At 68.8% G+C, this 16565-nt stretch carries 17 protein-coding genes; 3 read left to right on the forward strand and 14 right to left on the reverse strand.

Annotation, left to right across the window (positions count from 1 at the left end):
* Positions 1-407: 407 nt before the first annotated feature.
* Complete coding sequence (locus tag GLP40_RS30830; RefSeq protein WP_154791542.1) at positions 408-1394, reverse strand: GlxA family transcriptional regulator; 987 nt, start codon at positions 1392-1394, stop codon at positions 408-410.
* Between the two features lie 70 nt (positions 1395-1464).
* Between GLP40_RS30830 and GLP40_RS30835 the strand changes: the two genes are divergently transcribed.
* The gene (locus GLP40_RS30835) at positions 1465-2433 is read left to right on the forward strand and encodes an NADP-dependent oxidoreductase (RefSeq protein ID WP_230330106.1); all 969 of its coding nucleotides are present in this window, start codon (positions 1465-1467) and stop codon (positions 2431-2433) included.
* A gap of 84 nt (positions 2434-2517) precedes the next feature.
* On the opposite strand, the gene ruvB is transcribed toward GLP40_RS30835, so the two are convergent.
* The 8 genes from ruvB to GLP40_RS30875 form a co-directional block, all read right to left on the reverse strand.
* Positions 2518-3606 (reverse strand): Holliday junction branch migration DNA helicase RuvB, encoded by a 1089-nt coding sequence (gene ruvB / locus GLP40_RS30840; RefSeq protein WP_154791543.1) that lies wholly within the window; start codon positions 3604-3606, stop codon positions 2518-2520.
* A 6-nt stretch (positions 3607-3612) separates the two neighbouring features.
* Positions 3613-4218 carry a Holliday junction branch migration protein RuvA gene (gene ruvA, locus GLP40_RS30845; protein WP_328290848.1) on the reverse strand — a complete coding sequence of 202 codons (606 nt, stop codon included), beginning with the start codon at positions 4216-4218 and terminating at the stop codon, positions 3613-3615.
* The gene (ruvC, locus tag GLP40_RS30850) at positions 4215-4784 is read right to left on the reverse strand and encodes a crossover junction endodeoxyribonuclease RuvC (RefSeq protein WP_328290872.1); all 570 of its coding nucleotides are present in this window, start codon (positions 4782-4784) and stop codon (positions 4215-4217) included. Before ruvC ends, ruvA begins: the two co-directional genes overlap by 4 nt.
* Before the next feature lie 111 nt (positions 4785-4895).
* Positions 4896-5339 carry a hypothetical protein gene (locus GLP40_RS30855; RefSeq protein ID WP_154791545.1) on the reverse strand — a complete coding sequence of 148 codons (444 nt, stop codon included), beginning with the start codon at positions 5337-5339 and terminating at the stop codon, positions 4896-4898.
* A 97-nt stretch (positions 5340-5436) separates the two neighbouring features.
* Complete coding sequence (locus GLP40_RS30860) at positions 5437-5961, reverse strand: O-acetyl-ADP-ribose deacetylase (protein ID WP_154791546.1); 525 nt, start codon at positions 5959-5961, stop codon at positions 5437-5439.
* A gap of 93 nt (positions 5962-6054) precedes the next feature.
* Entirely contained in the window at positions 6055-6807 is a 753-nt protein-coding gene (locus tag GLP40_RS30865) for a YebC/PmpR family DNA-binding transcriptional regulator (protein WP_154791547.1), read from the reverse strand.
* A gap of 65 nt (positions 6808-6872) precedes the next feature.
* Entirely contained in the window at positions 6873-7496 is a 624-nt protein-coding gene (pdxT, locus tag GLP40_RS30870; protein ID WP_154791548.1) for a pyridoxal 5'-phosphate synthase glutaminase subunit PdxT, read from the reverse strand.
* Positions 7497-8036: 540 nt separating this feature from the next.
* Positions 8037-8888, reverse strand: a complete 852-nt coding sequence (locus GLP40_RS30875) for an acyl-CoA thioesterase (RefSeq protein WP_154791549.1) — start codon at positions 8886-8888, stop codon at positions 8037-8039.
* 489 nt (positions 8889-9377) lie between these two features.
* Here GLP40_RS30875 and GLP40_RS30880 point away from each other — a divergent pair, with 489 nt between their 5' ends.
* The gene (locus tag GLP40_RS30880; RefSeq protein WP_154791609.1) at positions 9378-10196 is read left to right on the forward strand and encodes a PaaX family transcriptional regulator C-terminal domain-containing protein; all 819 of its coding nucleotides are present in this window, start codon (positions 9378-9380) and stop codon (positions 10194-10196) included.
* A gap of 115 nt (positions 10197-10311) precedes the next feature.
* Entirely contained in the window at positions 10312-10923 is a 612-nt protein-coding gene (locus GLP40_RS30885) for a nucleoside/nucleotide kinase family protein (RefSeq protein ID WP_328290850.1), read from the forward strand.
* Positions 10924-11252: 329 nt separating this feature from the next.
* On the opposite strand, the gene pdxS is transcribed toward GLP40_RS30885, so the two are convergent.
* From pdxS to GLP40_RS30910, 5 genes are all read right to left on the reverse strand, one after another.
* Positions 11253-12173 carry a pyridoxal 5'-phosphate synthase lyase subunit PdxS gene (gene pdxS / locus GLP40_RS30890; protein WP_154791550.1) on the reverse strand — a complete coding sequence of 307 codons (921 nt, stop codon included), beginning with the start codon at positions 12171-12173 and terminating at the stop codon, positions 11253-11255.
* Between the two features lie 350 nt (positions 12174-12523).
* On the reverse strand, positions 12524-13192 hold the full coding sequence (locus GLP40_RS30895; protein ID WP_154791551.1) for a hypothetical protein: 669 nt from the start codon (positions 13190-13192) through the stop codon (positions 12524-12526).
* A 200-nt stretch (positions 13193-13392) separates the two neighbouring features.
* Complete coding sequence (locus GLP40_RS30900) at positions 13393-14433, reverse strand: NUDIX hydrolase (RefSeq protein ID WP_328290873.1); 1041 nt, start codon at positions 14431-14433, stop codon at positions 13393-13395.
* Positions 14433-15557, reverse strand: a complete 1125-nt coding sequence (locus GLP40_RS30905) for a glycosyltransferase family 4 protein (protein WP_154791553.1) — start codon at positions 15555-15557, stop codon at positions 14433-14435. Before GLP40_RS30905 ends, GLP40_RS30900 begins: the two co-directional genes overlap by 1 nt.
* Positions 15554-16561: a phosphatidylinositol mannoside acyltransferase gene (locus GLP40_RS30910; protein ID WP_154791611.1), complete on the reverse strand. Its 1008-nt coding sequence runs from the start codon at positions 16559-16561 to the stop codon at positions 15554-15556. Before GLP40_RS30910 ends, GLP40_RS30905 begins: the two co-directional genes overlap by 4 nt.
* Between the last annotated feature and the right edge of the window lie 4 nt (positions 16562-16565).

Here is a 16565-nt window from a genome sequence, read left to right on the forward strand (position 1 = left end):
GCGTCTACCGCGACTTCTTCAGCGGCACAGCGCAATCGGCCGAGACGGGACCGCAGTCGCGCCCAGGGCACGACTCACTCGAAGGCAGCAGCGAGCCGCGACCCGCCCACCGGTGAAGTGCTCGCCGACAATCTCTGACGTCCCCTCCCGCCCGAAGGCGGGCGACGGCACGGAGATCCTCGACTGCCACGGTGTCCCGCCAAGAGCACACCATCACGTGTCGCCCGAACCAGCGGCACCCGGTTCGCGCCAGCGGCGCCCATCGAAATCCGAGGCCCGTTCGGAGATCTGCCGCGCCGTTGCCATCGGGCCTGTCGCTCGGAGGGTTATCACCGGATCCACCAGACGGTGACGGCCCACGGCGGCGCAGCCGCTATGGATCGGCATGTGCGCGAGCTGCAGGGAGCTCAGTGGCTCGCCGCACCGACCACCGCGCTCCCGGTCCGGAAAGTGCGCCGATAGGCCAGCGGTGAGACACCGATGGCCTCGTGCAGGTGCTGCCGCAAGGAGGCTCCGGTGGCGAATCCCACCTCACCGGCGATCCGATCCACGGAGAGGTCCGTGGTCTCCAGAAGTTCGCGGGCGCGGAATACCCGCTGCTGGATCAGCCATCGGCCCGGGCTCATGCCGACCTCGTCGCGGAAGCGCCGCGCGAAGGTGCGGCCGCTCATTCGCGCCCGATCGGCGAGATCGGCCATGGTCACGGGCTGGTGCAGATTCTCCAGTGCCCACTGGCGGGCCGCAGCCGTCCCCGCGGCGGCCGGGGGCGGGACCGGCTGCTCGATGAATTGGGCCTGGCCGCCTTCTCGCCATGGCGGGACCACGCAGCGCCGGGCCACCATATTGGCGACTTCGCTGCCATGGTCGTTGCGAATCAGGTGCAGGCACAGGTCGACTCCGGCAGTGGCGCCCGCCGAGGTCAGGATGTCGCCATCGTCGACGTACAGGACGTTCGGATCGACCCGCACCTTCGGATAGGCCCGGCCGAACCGCTCGGCGAAGTTCCAGTGCGTGGTGGCGGGGCGATCGTCGAGCAGGCCCGCCGCTGCCACCACGATCGCGCCCGTGCAGATGGACACCAGCCGCGCTCCCGGCCGGATCACGGCCAGTGCATCCGAAACAGCCTGCGGGAGCCCGTCTTTCAGAATGGTCACAACCTCGCACGGCGGAATCACCACGGTGTCCGCGGTTTCCAGCGCGCTCGCATCGTGTGCCAGCGCGATATCGAAGTCGGAGCTACTGCGCACCGGCCGCCCGTCGAGCGAGCAGGTGACTACCTCGTACCGTCCGTCGGCCGTCCCGAACACCCGATTCGGGATGCCGAGTTCGAACGGATACACCCCGTCGAGGGCCAGGACGACGACGCGATGCGGCCGAGCAACCTCCGAGTACATGGCGCAATCCTATCGAATAATGGCAATCGTGCCATTTTCTCCCGGCTCTTCCGGCGGCAAGCTGAGAGGCATGAGCGAGAATGACATCACCATTCCCACCACCATGAAGGCCATCGGCCAGGACACGCTCGGCGGTCCCGAAGTCCTGCACGAAGTGGAACTTCCGGTGCCGCAGCCCGGTCCGAGCGAGATCCTGGTGCGGGTGCGCGCCACCGCCCTGAACCCGACCGACTGGGGCCACCGCCGCCGCGCCGGCCTGTTCCTGCCCCCGCCTCCGTTCGTGCTGGGCTGGGACGTCTCCGGAGAGGTGGTGGCGACCGGCATCGGCGTCACCCTGTTCAAGCCCGGCGACGAGGTGTTCGGCATGCTCCCCTACCCGCACGGACACGGCGCGGCCGCCGAATACGTCACCGGGCCCGCCCGGGCCTTCGCCCGCAAGCCCGCCAACCTCGACCACGCGCAGGCCGCCGCGATCCCACTGGCCGCCCTGACCGCCTACCAGGCACTGGTCGACACCGCGAATGCGCGGGCCGGGCAACGGGTTCTGATCCACGCGGCCGCCGGTGGCGTCGGGCATTTCGCGGTGCAGATCGCCAAGGCGCTCGGCGCGTACGTGATCGGCACCGCCAGCGCCGCCAATCACGAATTCCTGCGCGGCATCGGCGTCGACGAGGCACTCGACTACCGCACCACCGATTTCGCCGAAACGGTTCGCGATGTCGATATGGTCCTCGACCCGATCGACGCCGACCATGCCCAGCGTTCCCTGCGCACGCTGCGGCCCGGCGGGATCCTGGTCTCCCTGCGCGCCAACGGCGGTGACCACTACAAGGCCGACGCCGAGAAGCTGGGCGTGCGCGCCGAGATCCTCCTCGTCGAGGCCGATCACACCGGTATGGACGCACTGCGCGAACTCGCCGAATCCGGCGCGCTGCGCCCCACCATCGCGGGCACCTTCCCGCTCGCCGACGCCGCCAAGGCCCACGCTCTCGGCGAGACCGGCCGTACCGTCGGCAAACTCGTCCTCACGGTCGACTGAAGCACCGAGAGAAGCGCGCCACTCAGCGGAAAACGGTGAGCGGCGCGCTTCCTTTCACGGTGGAAGTTCGCACCGGTGAACGGTTCACGGCTCGAACAGATCCATTTGCGGCTCGTGACGCCGCACTTCGATCGATCCGAAAACCAGATCGGTGGGCGGGACCAGGCCGAGGTGTTCCCACGCGGCCGCGGTGGCGATGCGGCCGCGGGGTGTCCGCGCTACCAGACCGGCTCGCACCAGGAAGGGTTCACACACCTCCTCGACCGTCGCCGCTTCCTCGCCGACCGCCACGGCGAGGGTCGAGACACCGACCGGGCCGCCGTTGAAGCTGCGGATCAGCGCGCTCAGCACCGCGCGATCGAGGCGGTCCAGGCCCAGCGCGTCCACGTCGTACACCGCCAGTGCGGCACCGGCGATTTCGCGCGTGACCAGGCCGTCGGCCTTGACCTCGGCGTAGTCGCGCACGCGGCGGAGCAGCCGGTTCGCGATACGGGGCGTGCCGCGGGAGCGTCCGGCGATTTCGGCCGCCGCGTCGGACTCCAAGCGCACCCCCAGGATTCGGGCCGAGCGTTCCAGGATCTGCTGCAGCTCCTCAGGTTCGTAGAAGTCCATATGGCCGGTGAAGCCGAACCTGTCACGCAGCGGCCCCGTCAGCGCGCCGGAGCGAGTTGTCGCGCCGACCAGCGTGAACGGGGCGATGTCCAGCGGAATCGACGTCGCGCCAGGGCCTTTCCCGACCACAACGTCCACGCGGAAGTCCTCCATCGCGAGGTACAGCATTTCCTCGGCGGGCCGGGCCATACGGTGGATCTCGTCGATGAACAACACGTCGCCCTCGACCAGATTGCTCAGCATGGCGGCCAGGTCGCCGGCGCGTTCCAGCGCGGGGCCGGACGTGAGCCGCAATGCGGTGCCCAGCTCTCCGGCGATGATCATGGCCATACTCGTCTTGCCCAGACCCGGCGGGCCCGACAGCAGGACGTGGTCCGGGGTACCGCCGCGCAGTTTCGCCCCGCGCAGCACCAGCGCCAGCTGTTCGCGTACCCGCGGCTGCCCGATGAAGTCATCGAGGGACTTCGGGCGCAGGCTGGCCTCGATCTCGCCGTCGGAGTGCAGATAGCTTGCGTTGACAGCGGATTCGGTGTCGTCGATCTCGTCGAACTCGTCGGTCATGGCGGCCTATCGATTCTTGCCCAGCAGCCCGAGCGCCGTGCGCAGCGCCTGCGAGGTGCCGATGCCCGGTTCGTCGGCCAGCACCGCGTCCACCGCGCCCTCGGCCTGCCGCGCCGGGAAACCCAGCCCGATGAGCGCGTCCACCACCTGCTCGCGCACCGGGGTGGTCATGGGCGCGGGCCCGGATCCGGGCGGGCCGGACTGCACCGGAACCAGATTCACCTTGTCCCGCAGCTCGACCACCATCCGCTCGGCCCCGCGTTTGCCGATGCCCGGCACCCGGGTCAGCGCCGCCACATTCGATTCCGCGAGCGCCTTGCGCAGCGCCTCAGGCTCCAGCACCGCCAGCACCGCCATGGCCAGCTTCGGGCCGACGCCGGATACGGTCTGCAACAGTCCGAACAGCTCCCGCGCCTCGGTGTCGGCGAAGCCGAACAGGGTCATGGAGTCCTCGCGCACGATCATGGTCGTGTAGAGCCGGGCGTCCTCGCCGCGAGTGAGCCCGGCCAGGGTGGCCGGAGTGGCATTGAGCCGGTAGCCGACCCCCGCGGCCTCGATGACCACATGGTCGAGCCCGATCTCGAGCACCTCGCCGCGTACCGACGCGATCACCGAATTACCGCCTTCCGTTGCTGGGCAAGCCTTTCCTCGTACATGCGCCGCTGCCGCTCCGCCATCGCCTCCGCCTTGGCCATGCGTTCCAGCATGGGCGCACGCCAGCAGTGGCAGATGGCCAGGGCGAGCGCGTCCGCGGCGTCGGCGGGCTTGGGCGCGACAGCCAGCCCGAGGATACGGGTCACCATGGCGGTCACTTGCGCCTTGTCCGCCGAACCGTTGCCGGTGACCGCCGCCTTCACCTGAGACGGAGTGTGGAAGTGCACCGGGATCTGGCGTCGCGCGGCGGCCAGGGCGATGACGCCGCCCGCCTGCGCGGTGGCCATGGCGGTGCGCACATTGTGCTGGGAGAAGACGCGTTCGATGGCCACGACTTCCGGCTCGTGGGTGTCCATCCAGGCTTCGGCGGCGTCGGCGACGCGCAGAAGTCGTTGCGCCAGTTCCATTTCCGGCGGCGTCCGCACCACGTCGACCTGGAGCATGGAAAGCTGCCGACCCGTGCCGCCCACGACCATGCTGAGCCCGCACCGGGTGAGCCCGGGGTCGACGCCCATCACCCGCACCGAAACCCCTCTCACCGCGAACGAACAACTGTTCGAGAGTCTAACGGACCCTCGCGGCGACATGGTCCATCGACACGGGCGGTCCCGGTGCGGGCTCGGGTGATCCGCGGATCAGGAACCGCTGGGCGCGGGGGCGGGCCGCGCCCGGCCGCTGTTGTCGACCACGGCGCTGAGGTACTCGATACCCCTCAGATAGCTGGGCTCATACGTGTCCGGCTCGGTCACCATCGGCGGCGTGCTCCAGGTGCCGTCGGAGTTCATCGAGGGCGTTCCGGGACGCATCCCCCCGGACACCCATCGCCCGGTGCACCCGGCCTGCACCTCCTCGGTGGAGTGGCTGTTCACCCAGACCGAGATCTCGTGCGCGCCATCGAATCCCGAGCAGAGTACCCGCGCCTGGATCCGGTAGATGTCGTCGGTGTCGTTGCGGCAGCTGTGCTCGCTGCAGGACACCCCCTCGGCCAGATCCTTGGCGAAGGCCGCCGGGGCCAGTGCACCAGCCGCGGCGGTGATCAGGGCCGCAGCGCCCAGACCGACCAGCAACCGTTGAGCCATGTGTGAATCAACTCCTATCGACTGTGACCCGACCCGGGATTCAGCTTGTCGCACAGGAGGTTTGGCGCGCATCGGGGTAAACCCGGAATTCGCGGGTTCAGACCCCCCGATCCGCTGCGAGTGCCGCGGCGTAGGTTCGCAGGGCCTCCTCGGAGAAGAGCACGAACCGCACCTCCCGCACCCGGGTTTCGGCGCGGCGCACGGTCTCGACGGCGATGCGCGCGCCGTCGTCCATGGGCCAGCCGTACACACCCGTGGAGACGGCGGGGAACGCCACGATCCCCGCACCCAGTTCGTCGGCGACACGCAATGATTCGCGGTAGCACGAGGCCAGCAGGGCGGCACGGTCCTCGGTCGCCGACCACACGGGGCCGACGGTATGAATCACCCAGCGGGCAGAGAGGTTTCCGGCGGTGGTGGCGACCGCCTGCCCGGTCGGCAGGCCGCGGCCGTAGCGGGACGCCCGCAGGGCGCGACAGGCGGCGAGGATCTCGGGTCCGCCCTTGCGGTGGATCGCCCCGTCCACTCCCCCGCCGCCGAGCAGGGAGGAGTTCGCCGCGTTCACTATGGCATCCACATCTTGTTCGGTGATATCGCCACGAACGGCGCGCAATTCGGGCATGCCGAAATTCTCGCACCGGGCATCGGCGGAACCCGAACGTACGACGCGGGCCGCCTCCCGGTTCGGGAGGCGGCCCGCGTGATCGGAGCTCGGTCAGGCGTCGAGCTCGGCCAGCACCTCGTCGGAGACGTCGATGTTGGTGAAGACGTTCTGCACGTCGTCGCAGTCCTCGAGAGCGTCGACCAGCTTGAACACCTTGCGGGCGAGGTCGGCGTCGGCGGGGACGGAGACCGACGGCTGGAAGCCGGATTCGGCCGAAATGTAGTCGATGCCGGCTTCTTGCAGCGCGCTGCGGACCGCGATCAGGTCACCCGGCTCGGAGATGATCTCGAACTCCTCGCCCAGGTCGTTGACCTCTTCGGCGCCCGCGTCCAGCACGGCCATGAGGACGTCGTCCTCGCTCTGACCGGCCTTGTCCAGCGTCACCACGCCCTTGCGGGAGAACAGGTAGGACACCGAGCCCGGGTCGGCCATGGTGCCGCCGTTGCGGGTGACCGCGACGCGGACCTCGCCCGCCGCGCGGTTGCGGTTGTCGGTGAGGCATTCGATCAACACGGCGACACCGCTGGGGCCGTAGCCCTCGTACATGATGGTCTGCCAGTCGGCACCACCGGCTTCTTCGCCGCCACCGCGCTTACGGGCCCGCTCGATGTTGTCCTGCGGCACCGAGTTCTTCTTGGCCTTCTGGATGGCGTCGTAGAGCGTCGGGTTGCCATCCGGGTCACCACCACCGGTGCGCGCCGCGACCTCGATATTCTTGATCAGCTTGGCGAACAGCTTGCCGCGCTTGGCGTCGAGGGCAGCCTTCTTGTGCTTGGTGGTGGCCCATTTTGAATGGCCGCTCATTCCCTACTTCCTCGTTTCCGGGGGCTCGAGTGATTCTCGAGTGGTTTCCGACATTCGAGAGTACGTCAGACTCCGACGCGCGGTCGCACCACGGTGTCGACGAACAGCCTGTGCACCCGCAGATCGCCGGTTACCTCCGGATGGAAGGAGGTCGCCATGACATTGCCCTGACGCACCGCGACAATGCGCCCGGCGGCCGGGCCCGCGGGCACCCGGGCCAGGACCTCGACGCCGTCGCCCGCCCGCTCGACCCAGGGGGCGCGGATGAACACGGCGCGGACCGGGCCGTCGTCGAGGCCCGCGAAGTCCAAGTCGGTCTCGAAGGAGTCGACCTGTCGTCCGAAGGCATTGCGGCGCACGGTCATATCGATGCCGTGCAGCGGCTGCATGTCCGGGCGCGTATCGAGCACCTCGGAGGCGAGCAGGATCATGCCGGCGCAGGACCCGTAGGCGGGCAGGCCGTCACGCAGCCGCTGCCGGACCGGTTCCAGCAGATCGAAGACTTCCAGCAGTCTGCTGATGGCGGTGGACTCCCCGCCGGGCAGTATCAGACCGTCGATGGCGGCCAACTCGGATTCGCGGCGCACGGGCACCACATCCGCCCCGCACGCCTCGAGAGCATGCAGGTGTTCACGCACATCGCCCTGCAGCGCCAGCACACCAATCGTCGGTTTCACGACGTCGAGCATACGTTTGCGGGGTGTGTGGCCCTGCTCACCCAGGGCGTCAGGGTTCGGTCAGGACGAGTGTCCACGAGGCATGTGCGGTGAACACTCCCGAATGTGACCGATGTGCTACCGCACACCTCGCCCGGGCCGTGTGGTGGCGTGAACCCGAGTCCGGCCGTCCCGGGATCATCGTGCTCAATCTCCACGGCATCCGCGCGGGCGAGAACATCACGGTCTTCACCAAGGAGTGGGAGGCCTGGCATCCGAATATGCGCCTCGTTCTGCTCGAGGACGGCGATTCGACAGTGGGCGGCCCGGTGGCGCGCTATGTCGCCGACCATTTCACCGGCCGGCGCAAGGTGGTGGTGATCGCCGAGGTCGAGCCGTCCGCCGGCTGGAACCGCGTGCTGCCCAGCCACCGCAGCGACCGAGCTGGAGCGGGTGCCGCGCAGGATGTCCGACACCGTGGTGCGCCACCTGCGCGTGCAAACCTCCTGACCGATTCCGAATGTATTGGCGCGCCGCCGAATTCACCGGCGGCGCGCTCGATTCGACTGCGACTCAGGCGGTTCCGGCCGGGTAGGACACCGCTTGCGCGTCCTGGAAGGTGCGGATCAAACCCTCCTGCATGACCACGGCCACCAGCTCCCCGGCCTGATTCCAGATGCGCCCGCCGGTCAGCGCGCGGCCCGCGCCTGCGGAGGGCGACTGCTGGTCGTAGAGCAGCCAGTCGTCGGCCAGGAACGGGCGCAGGAACCACATGGCGTGGTCGAGCGAGGCGTTCTGGGTGGGCTCGTCGGGGTGGATGACCTTCGACGAGCCGAGCAGCGTCATATCGCTCATGTAGGCCAGGGTGCAGACGTGGAACAGCGGATCGTCGGGCAGCGGGTGCCGATAGCGGAACCACACCTGCTGCTGGGCGACGAGGCCGTCGCGGCGGTCCACATCCTCCTGCGGGACGGTGCGGATGTCCCAGTGCTCCCATTCGCGCATGGCCCACAGCCGTTCCGGGCTCATGGTCTCCTTGGCGTCGGGCAGCTCCGACGGCGGCGGCACCGACGGCATCCTGTCCTGATGCTCCGGCCCCTCGTCACCGACGTGGAAGGAGGCCGACATGGTGAAGATGGCCTCGCCGTTCTGCACGCCGGTGACCCGGCGGGTGCAGAACGAACGGCCGTCCCGAATTCGGTCCACCTGGTAGACGGTGGGTCGCTCCGGATTGCCCGGCCGCAGGAAATACCCGTGGAGCGAATGCACCTGATAGTGCGGATCCACCGTGCGCACGGCCGCTACCAGCGCCTGCCCGGCCACCTGCCCACCGAATGTGCGCGGCAGCTGCGTCTTGGTGGACGCGCCACGGAAGATGTCGCGTTCGAGTTGCTCTATTTCGAGCGCCTCTTCGATCGTCGCCATGCACCGTCCCTTCCCGGTTGTCCCGCTCAGGCTAACAACCCAGCAAACCTATCGTTGATTCGACGATCGTACTGTTCTGATAGGTTGGCCACATGGAGGCGCGGGATCCGCACCGCCACGGGTCGTGTTGCCGCACTGGCGCTATCGACCCGCCAGGCAGCGCTGCTCAACGGGCACGAATACGTGGGCTCGCCCATGCCGACCGGTCAGGCGGCGACGAGGACCCGACCGGTAAGCTCCTCGGCGGCATGGCGCGGGCCGCCCGGATCCCTGTGGCGCTGGGCATGTCCCAGGTCATCGGCGGCAGTGCGAACGGCCGGGCACGCATCCGCCAGAGGCGGTGATCGCTCCCAGGCGGTTCTTCGAAGATCTGGTCCGTGCCTCCGGCAGCGCCGGCCCGATGGCCGCGATCGAAAGGGAGCGGGTGGTGTGACCGTGGAGGATCTGATTCCCGCCACCGAGATTTCGACCCGGACGCTCGTGGAGAGCATGGTCCGCGAGGACGCCACCATCGACGCCGGCGAGCTCTACGATGTCGCGGCCACGCTGGGCATGAGCGATCAGCAGGTACGGCTGTGCATCAAACGGCTGGTGGCCGAGGGGCGATTCACGCATGAGGGCCGGGGACGCAAGGCGGTGCTGCGCGCCACCGATGACACGCGCGGGACGATCGAACCCGACCTGGAGTATCTGCGGTTCGCCTTCGCCCAGGATCGCGGGGAGGTCCGGTGGGACGGAGTTTGGCACCTGGCGGCGTTCGCGGTGCCGGAGACCAATCGGCAGGCGCGGGACGCCATGCGCGAGACCATCGTGTACCACGGTGGCGCGCCGATCCAGGGCGGACTGTACGTGTCGCCGCATGCGTGGGAGGACCGAATCCGTTCGGCGGCACACACACTCGGCATCGACGGGCAGCTCACCACGCTGGCGACGACCGAGTTGTCGGTGGGGGGAATCACCGGCGGGCGCGAGCTCGCGACGCGACTGTGGCCACTGGACCGGATCGCCGCCGGGCACGAACGGCTGCTGGCGGCCGCCGAGCATGCCATCCGGGCCTTGCGCGTGGCCGATCCCACCGAACAGCTCTCTCTGGCAATCGCCTTGGCGACCGAGTTCGAGCGCGTGGTCACACCGGATCCGCTGTTGCCGCCCGAGCTGCTCCCCCGGCCCTGGATCGGGGTGCGCGCGCGGGCCGCGGTCGCCGAGTGCTGGGCGGAGTTGAATGCCGCTCCCCTGCCGCCGATTCGGCTCTTCCGCTGGTACGCCGAGGTGGTCGCCGAGATCACCCCTCCGCTCCGGCGCCGGTGATCAGGCCGAGCGGCCGTGGTCGTGGCGGTGCCGGTTCTGCTCGGCGGCAGCCCCGCCCGGCCGAATATCGCTGACCCGAAGTGACCGGGCACGAGACCTCCACGATGATGGTCCCGTGCCCGACTTCACCGCCATCACCCCCGACGCCCTGCTCGACCTGGTCGCCGACCGGGCCATGGCACTGCCCGGTTACGCGGTGATCGGGGTGGACGGCGCGGACGCGGCCGACCCGCTGCGCATCGCACGCGCGGCGTCCGAACGGCTCCGCGCCCAGGGTCGCCCCTCCGAGGTGGTGTCCCTGCACGATTTCGTCCGTCCCGCCTCGGTCCGGCTCGAATACGACCGCGACAGCGAATTCACTTACCGCACAGGCTGGTTCGACTATGCCGCGGTGAATCGCGAAGTTCTCGAACCGCTCCGGGACACGGGCCGCTACCTTCCCGCCCTCTGGGATGAACGCGCCGATCGCTCCGCCCGCGCCCGAATCCGCGCCGCTGCCGACAGAACGGTGCTGTTCCTCGCCGGGCCCATGCTCCTGGGACGCGGTCTGCGCCTCGATCTGACCATCGGCCTGCGCATGTCGGAGGGCGCGCTGCGGCGGCGGACCGACGCGGCCGAGATGTTCACGGTCGACGGGATCCTCGCATTCCAGCGGGAGCAGGCGGAAGACTTCGACATCCTGGTCGCCTGGGATCACCCCGACCGGCCGGCCATCCGCGTCGGTTAGCGCGACCCGGCACCGGTGGTCGGAATCGAGGGCGAGCTTCGGCTTTCAGGTCAGCGAACCGCCTTTGCTGTCAACGACTCTCATGAGAACTGGGGCCGACGGGACCGAGATCGGTGGCGCGATCGTCGCGGTGCGGCAGGTCGTAGCAGCACCATCAGAAGGCTCCGCGTGCCGCACATGCGAATCCTTGACATCCAGCACCCGGTCGGGCAATCCCGCTGGGGCCGAAACCCCTCGCACACAGTGAAGACCGCCGAGCGGTCACAGGACCACCCGGCGGTGTGAATCAGACTGCGGCCGAGCCGATTACCGGTCGCACCCGGCGGGCATCACCAGCCGCGCTCGGCGAGACGGTGCGGCTGCGGGATCTCCTCGACATTGATGCCGACCATGGCCTCACCCAGGCCGCGCGAAATCTTCGCCAGCACATCGGGATCGTCGTGGAAGGTGGTGGCCTTGACGATGGCGGCGGCGCGCTGGGCCGGATTGCCGGACTTGAAGATGCCGGAGCCGACGAACACGCCCTCGGCGCCGAGCTGCATCATCATGGCGGCGTCGGCCGGGGTGGCGATGCCACCGGCGGTGAACAGCACGACCGGCAGCTTGCCGGTCTCTGCGACCTCGGCGACCAGCTCGTAGGGGGCCTGCAGCTCCTTGGCGGCGACGTACAGCTCGTCCTTCGGCAGCGAGGTCAGGCGGCGGATCTCGTCGCGGATCTTGCGCATGTGGGTGGTGGCGTTGGAGACGTCGCCGGTGCCGGCCTCACCCTTGGAGCGGATCATGGCCGCGCCCTCGGTGATTCGGCGCAGCGCCTCGCCCAGGTTGGTCGCGCCGCACACGAACGGGACGGTGAAGGCGAACTTGTCGATGTGGTTGGAGTAGTCGGCCGGGGTCAGCACCTCGGACTCGTCGATGTAGTCGACACCCAACGACTGCAGGATCTGCGCCTCGACGAAGTGGCCGATGCGGGCCTTTGCCATGACCGGGATGGAGACGGCGCTGATGATGCCGTCGATCATGTCCGGATCCGACATGCGGGACACGCCACCCTGGGCGCGAATGTCGGCCGGGACCCGTTCCAGCGCCATGACCGCCACCGCGCCCGCGTCCTCGGCGATCTTGGCCTGCTCCGGCGTGACGACATCCATGATCACACCGCCCTTCAGCATCTCGGCCATGCCGCGCTTGACGCGGGCGGTACCGATGGTCGGGGTGGTGTCGGGCGTGGTCACGGCAAACTCCTGAGTCATGTGGGCCAATCGGATCGCTCGGAATCGAACATCCCGATTCTAGGCGGCGCTTTCAGGCCACTTCATAGCCAGTCCGACACGACTGGACTGCCCGCCCCCGCATGGATGACGGGCGTCACAACCTCAGGGTTACCGCGTCGCTATTACAGCGGTCCGATGACGAAGATCGTCGCCCAGTACTCGGCCGCGGCCGGACCCATCAACGGCTCCAGGAAGTCATAGAGCAGGTAAGACACGAAAAACTTTCCACCTTCCACACACGGTCAGCCGATTCCGTTGCGCGGCAAACCTTCCCAGGACCATAGCGGAGAATGCGCTCTCGATCACGAGAAAGTTCTCGGCGCTGTCCATCAGCCCAGCGTGTAGACGTACCTGCTCGTCGGCACCAGGTCCAGATTCAGATGCGCGCCGAACCGCACCACGCTCTCCATCATGGCCGTCACGCGCCGCTGCAGTTCCGCATCGTCTCCACCGCTCCCGTAGAAGGCATGTGCGCTGGTCATGGCCGCCATCGGGAACAATTCCTCCACCAGAGCGTCAACCCGTTCGCCCTCGGTGATCGCCCGGGTGACGGTGTTCTGCACGTAGCCGAACGTGTCCTGCGTCTCAATAGCCACCGGCGTGTGCAGGACATGCCACCGATACAGCCACTCCTCGCGAGTCAGATCCTCCGGAATGCGGAGCAGCGCGATATTCGCCAGCGCCTCGGTCCGCACCCCGTCCTCGACCGCAGGCGGCTCGATGGGCCGCCGCTCATCCACGATCCAGCCGTTCACGTCCTCGGCAACCGCCCGCAAAAGCCCCGTGACCGCCTCATGCTCCCCCTCGGTCCACACACTCACGATCGCGTCGATCGGGGCGTCATAGGTCGTGTGCCTCACCTGCGCGTCTTCGACGTCCGCATCCCGCACATTCACCTGATACGCCGTGACCCCCGCCGCGCCCAACTCTTTCCGCAGCTCCTCGCCGCGCAGCCGCTCGCCCAGCCCCCCACCCCACAGCGCATACATCAGCTTCATGCCGTAAGTCCTTCTCACAGATCACCATTGATCGCCCCACCGTAGTTCGGTCATCGAATTCACGGATCCGATCCGGCGATCCGATCCCACCCAGTGGATCCAGCGATCGGCGGTACGGCTCTCGGCCCGCTCGAGGGCCGCAGCTGTTCGACCGCCTGCCGCTTCCGGTTCTCACACAGTGGCGATGCGGCGGCGCTGGGTCACCGGATGGAACGGACCTCGGGGTCGGTGTCGGAATCGGCGGCGGCGATCGCTTCGGCGAGAAGTTGGTCGAGGTGGTACGGGTAGACGGTCTCGCCCGCGTGGTCGAGTTGGGCGATGTCGGCGGGGGTGCACCATCTGCTGGCAGTGATCGAGCGGCGCTCGACGAAGTCGAGGTTGGCGGGATTGACGTCGAAGGACTCGGTGCGCAGGGCGAAGAAGAGTTCCTCGGAGCGGATGAGTTCGCCGTTGAAGGGGAAGACGGCCACTCGGCGCCACAGGGGCCCGCGGAGGGCGGAGGAGTCGGCGGGGTGGCCGGTCTCCTCGTAGAGCTCGCGAATGGCGGCTTCGCGCAGGGTTTCTCCCGGATTGACGCCACCACCGATGGTGAACCAGAAGGGGACGTCGGGGACCTTGGGGTCCACGCCCTGGAGCAGCAGCACCCGGTTCTGCTCGTCGACGAGGACCACGCGGGCCGAGGTGCGGACGGTGTCGACGTCCAGACCGGTGGCGGCCGCGGGGGTGACGCGTTCGGCGATCTCGAAGTAGACGGGCAGGGGGGCGGTACCGCCGAGGTGTAGCCAGCGGACCAGACGGCGGGTGCGCAACGCCAGGGTGTCGCGGACGGCGTCGTTGTGGAAGCGGCGGGCGATCAGGACCCGGGCCTCGGCATCGGCCAGTTCGGCCACCAGCTGGGGCGGCAGCAGGGCGATGTCGACGACGGACAACGCTGCGGCGAGCTGGTTCTCGACGGTTTCGCGGTCGCGCCAGTTGGAACGTTCGGCGCGATCGGCCAGCGCGGCGAGGCGGCGGGCCTGTTCGACCAGGGCCGGATCGTAGAGACCGGCCAGGGTGGTGGCGACCGAGCGTGCCACCACCGCGCGCCGGGCCAGGGCCGCGTCCAGCGCGTGGCGGGCCTGGTCGGTGCGCACGTGCAGGCGGTCGAGGCGGTTGGCGGTGGTGTAGGCCCAGCCGGCGGCGGTGATGATCAGCGCCGCGACGAGGACGAGGACCAGAATGGTCGTCGCGGAGAAGGTGATCATCCGGCGGTCCTGACGCGCACGTCGCCCACGGTGACGGTCTCGTACACGCGCAGGATCTGCTCGGCCACGACGGGCCAATCATATTCGCCGACAACCTGATTGGCGGTACGGACGAACTCCTCGCGCCGGGCGTCGTCGGTGAGCATGGTGCTGATCGCCGCGGCCAGCCGCGCGGAATCGCCGACCGGCACCAGCAGTCCCGCCGTGCCGTCGCGCAGCACCCGGCGGAACGCGTCGAGGTCGCTGGCCACCACCGCGGTTCCGGCGGCCATGGCCTCGACCAGCACGATGCCGAAGCTCTCACCGCCGAGATTGGGGGCGACGTAGACATCGGCACTGCGCATGGCCGAAGCCTTCTCGGCATCGGACACCTGCCCGAGGAATCGCAGATGCCCCGCGGTGTCCCCCGCCTCACGGCGCAGCCGGTCCTCGTCACCGCGGCCGACGATCAGCACCTCGAGATCCGGGTGCCGGCGCACCAGTTCCGGCAGCGCGCCGAGCAAGACCTCCATGCCCTTGCGCGGTTCGTCGAAGCGACCCAGGAACAGCACCGCCCTCCCCGCCCGCGGATACCCGTCCAGCAGCGGCGCGTGCGCGAACGCGGGCACATCCACCCCGTTGGGGATTTCGACCGCGTCCCCGCCCAGTGCCTCCACCTGCCAGCGCCGTGCCAGCTCGCTCACCGCGATCCGGCCGCTGATCTTCTCGTGATAGGGCCGCAGCACGCCCTGAAACGTGCTGAGCACCAGCGATTTCGTGGTCGAGGTGTGGAAGGTGGCCACGATCGGCCCCTCCGCGATCTTCAGCGCCAGCATGGACAGGCTGGGGGCGTTGGGTTCATGGATGTGCAGGACGTCGAAGTCGTTCTCGGCGATCCAGCGGCGAATGCGGGTGTAGGCGGTGGGCCCGAAGGACAGCCGGGCGACCGAGCCGTTGTACGGGATCGCCACGGCCTTGCCCGCCGACACCACGAAATCGGGCAGCGGGGTGTCGTCGGCGGCGGGCGCGAGCACGCTCACCTTGTGGCCGCGCTCGATGAGCACCTGCGCCAGCTCAACGACATGGGCTTGCACTCCGCCCGGAACATCGAACGAATACGGGCAGACCATGCCGATCTTCATAGTGCCCCTGTTTCCCGTGACCCGTCGGAGCCGGCGTCGCCCACCAGCTCCCGATCGCTCCGCGCGCCTCGCGCGCCATAACCCAGTGCCTGTTGCGCGGCCGCGATCCGCTCCAGCCTGGCCTGCGATAAGTCACTTTCCCACATGGGCTGCAACATGTGCCAGTCCGCCGGATGGGCGGCGATATTGGCGGCGAAGACATCGGCCAGCGCCTGGGTGGCGGGCGCGATGCCGCCGGACAGATCCAGGGCCTCGAACACCTGCATGCCCCAGCCCTCGCGGCCATCGGCCTCGGTGGTGAACCAGCAGTGCACGGGCAGCAGCGCCGCACCGGTGTCGGCGGCCAGCCGGGCGGCGCCGGCGGGTAGCCAGGTGCGTTCGCCGAACATGGTCACCGGCACCCCCTTGCCGGTGAGGTCGCGCTCCCCCATCAAACAGACCACCTTGTTGCTCCGCAGCCGCTCCGCCAGCTGCGGGAACGGCGGCTGCTCCCCACCGGTCAGCGGGAACACCTCGAAGCCGAGGCTCTCGCGGTATTCGACGAACCGCTCGAACAGCGACTCCGGCTTCAAACGCTCTGCGACCGTGGAGAACTGACCGTGGTTCTGCACCAGCCAGACCCCGGCCATATCCCAGTTGCCCGAGTGCGGCAGCACCAGCAGCACGCCTTTGCCCCGCGCCAGCGCCGCGTCCAGATGTTCGAGGCCGCCGACGTGGAGTTGTCCCAGCGCCACATGGTCCATCGACGGCAAGCGGAAGGCCTCACGCCAGTAGCGGGCGTAGGACCGCATGCTGTCGCGGATCAGGCTGTCCGGGACCCCCTCCGGCGTAGTTCCCAGCACCCGTGCCAGGTTGCGCCGCAGCTGGCTCGGGTGCCCGCGGTGCGCCTTCTTGTTCGACCGCCGGGCGGCGGCGTTCGCGCCCGCGTCGAATCCCTTGCGCACCAAGCCCTCCGGCAGGCCGCGGACAAGCCGCCATCCGGCCGCGTACGCCTTGTCGGTCATCGCG

It is taken from the genome of Nocardia aurantiaca (genome assembly GCF_009708175.1).
In the GTDB taxonomy this organism is placed as follows: Bacteria; Actinomycetota; Actinomycetes; order Mycobacteriales; family Mycobacteriaceae; genus Nocardia; species Nocardia aurantiaca.

Bases quoted from the DNA above. Each gene is read 5' to 3' on its own strand.
- GLP40_RS30830 (WP_154791542.1), bottom strand. From the start codon at position 1,394: ATGTACTCGGAGGTTGCTCGGCCGCATCGCGTCGTCGTCCTGGCCCTC.
- GLP40_RS30855 (WP_154791545.1), bottom strand. From the start codon at position 5,339: ATGGCTCAACGGTTGCTGGTCGGTCTGGGCGCTGCGGCCCTGATCACC.
- GLP40_RS30905 (WP_154791553.1), bottom strand. From the start codon at position 15,557: ATGAAGATCGGCATGGTCTGCCCGTATTCGTTCGATGTTCCGGGCGGA.
- GLP40_RS30835 (WP_230330106.1), top strand. From the start codon at position 1,465: ATGAGCGAGAATGACATCACCATTCCCACCACCATGAAGGCCATCGGC.
- GLP40_RS30875 (WP_154791549.1), bottom strand. From the start codon at position 8,888: ATGGCGACGATCGAAGAGGCGCTCGAAATAGAGCAACTCGAACGCGAC.
- GLP40_RS30880 (WP_154791609.1), top strand. From the start codon at position 9,378: ATGGTCCGCGAGGACGCCACCATCGACGCCGGCGAGCTCTACGATGTC.
- GLP40_RS30860 (WP_154791546.1), bottom strand. From the start codon at position 5,961: ATGCCCGAATTGCGCGCCGTTCGTGGCGATATCACCGAACAAGATGTG.
- pdxT (WP_154791548.1), bottom strand. From the start codon at position 7,496: ATGCTCGACGTCGTGAAACCGACGATTGGTGTGCTGGCGCTGCAGGGC.
- GLP40_RS30910 (WP_154791611.1), bottom strand. From the start codon at position 16,561: ATGACCGACAAGGCGTACGCGGCCGGATGGCGGCTTGTCCGCGGCCTG.
- GLP40_RS30865 (WP_154791547.1), bottom strand. From the start codon at position 6,807: ATGAGCGGCCATTCAAAATGGGCCACCACCAAGCACAAGAAGGCTGCC.
- pdxS (WP_154791550.1), bottom strand. From the start codon at position 12,173: ATGACTCAGGAGTTTGCCGTGACCACGCCCGACACCACCCCGACCATC.
- GLP40_RS30895 (WP_154791551.1), bottom strand. From the start codon at position 13,192: ATGAAGCTGATGTATGCGCTGTGGGGTGGGGGGCTGGGCGAGCGGCTG.
- ruvB (WP_154791543.1), bottom strand. From the start codon at position 3,606: ATGACCGACGAGTTCGACGAGATCGACGACACCGAATCCGCTGTCAAC.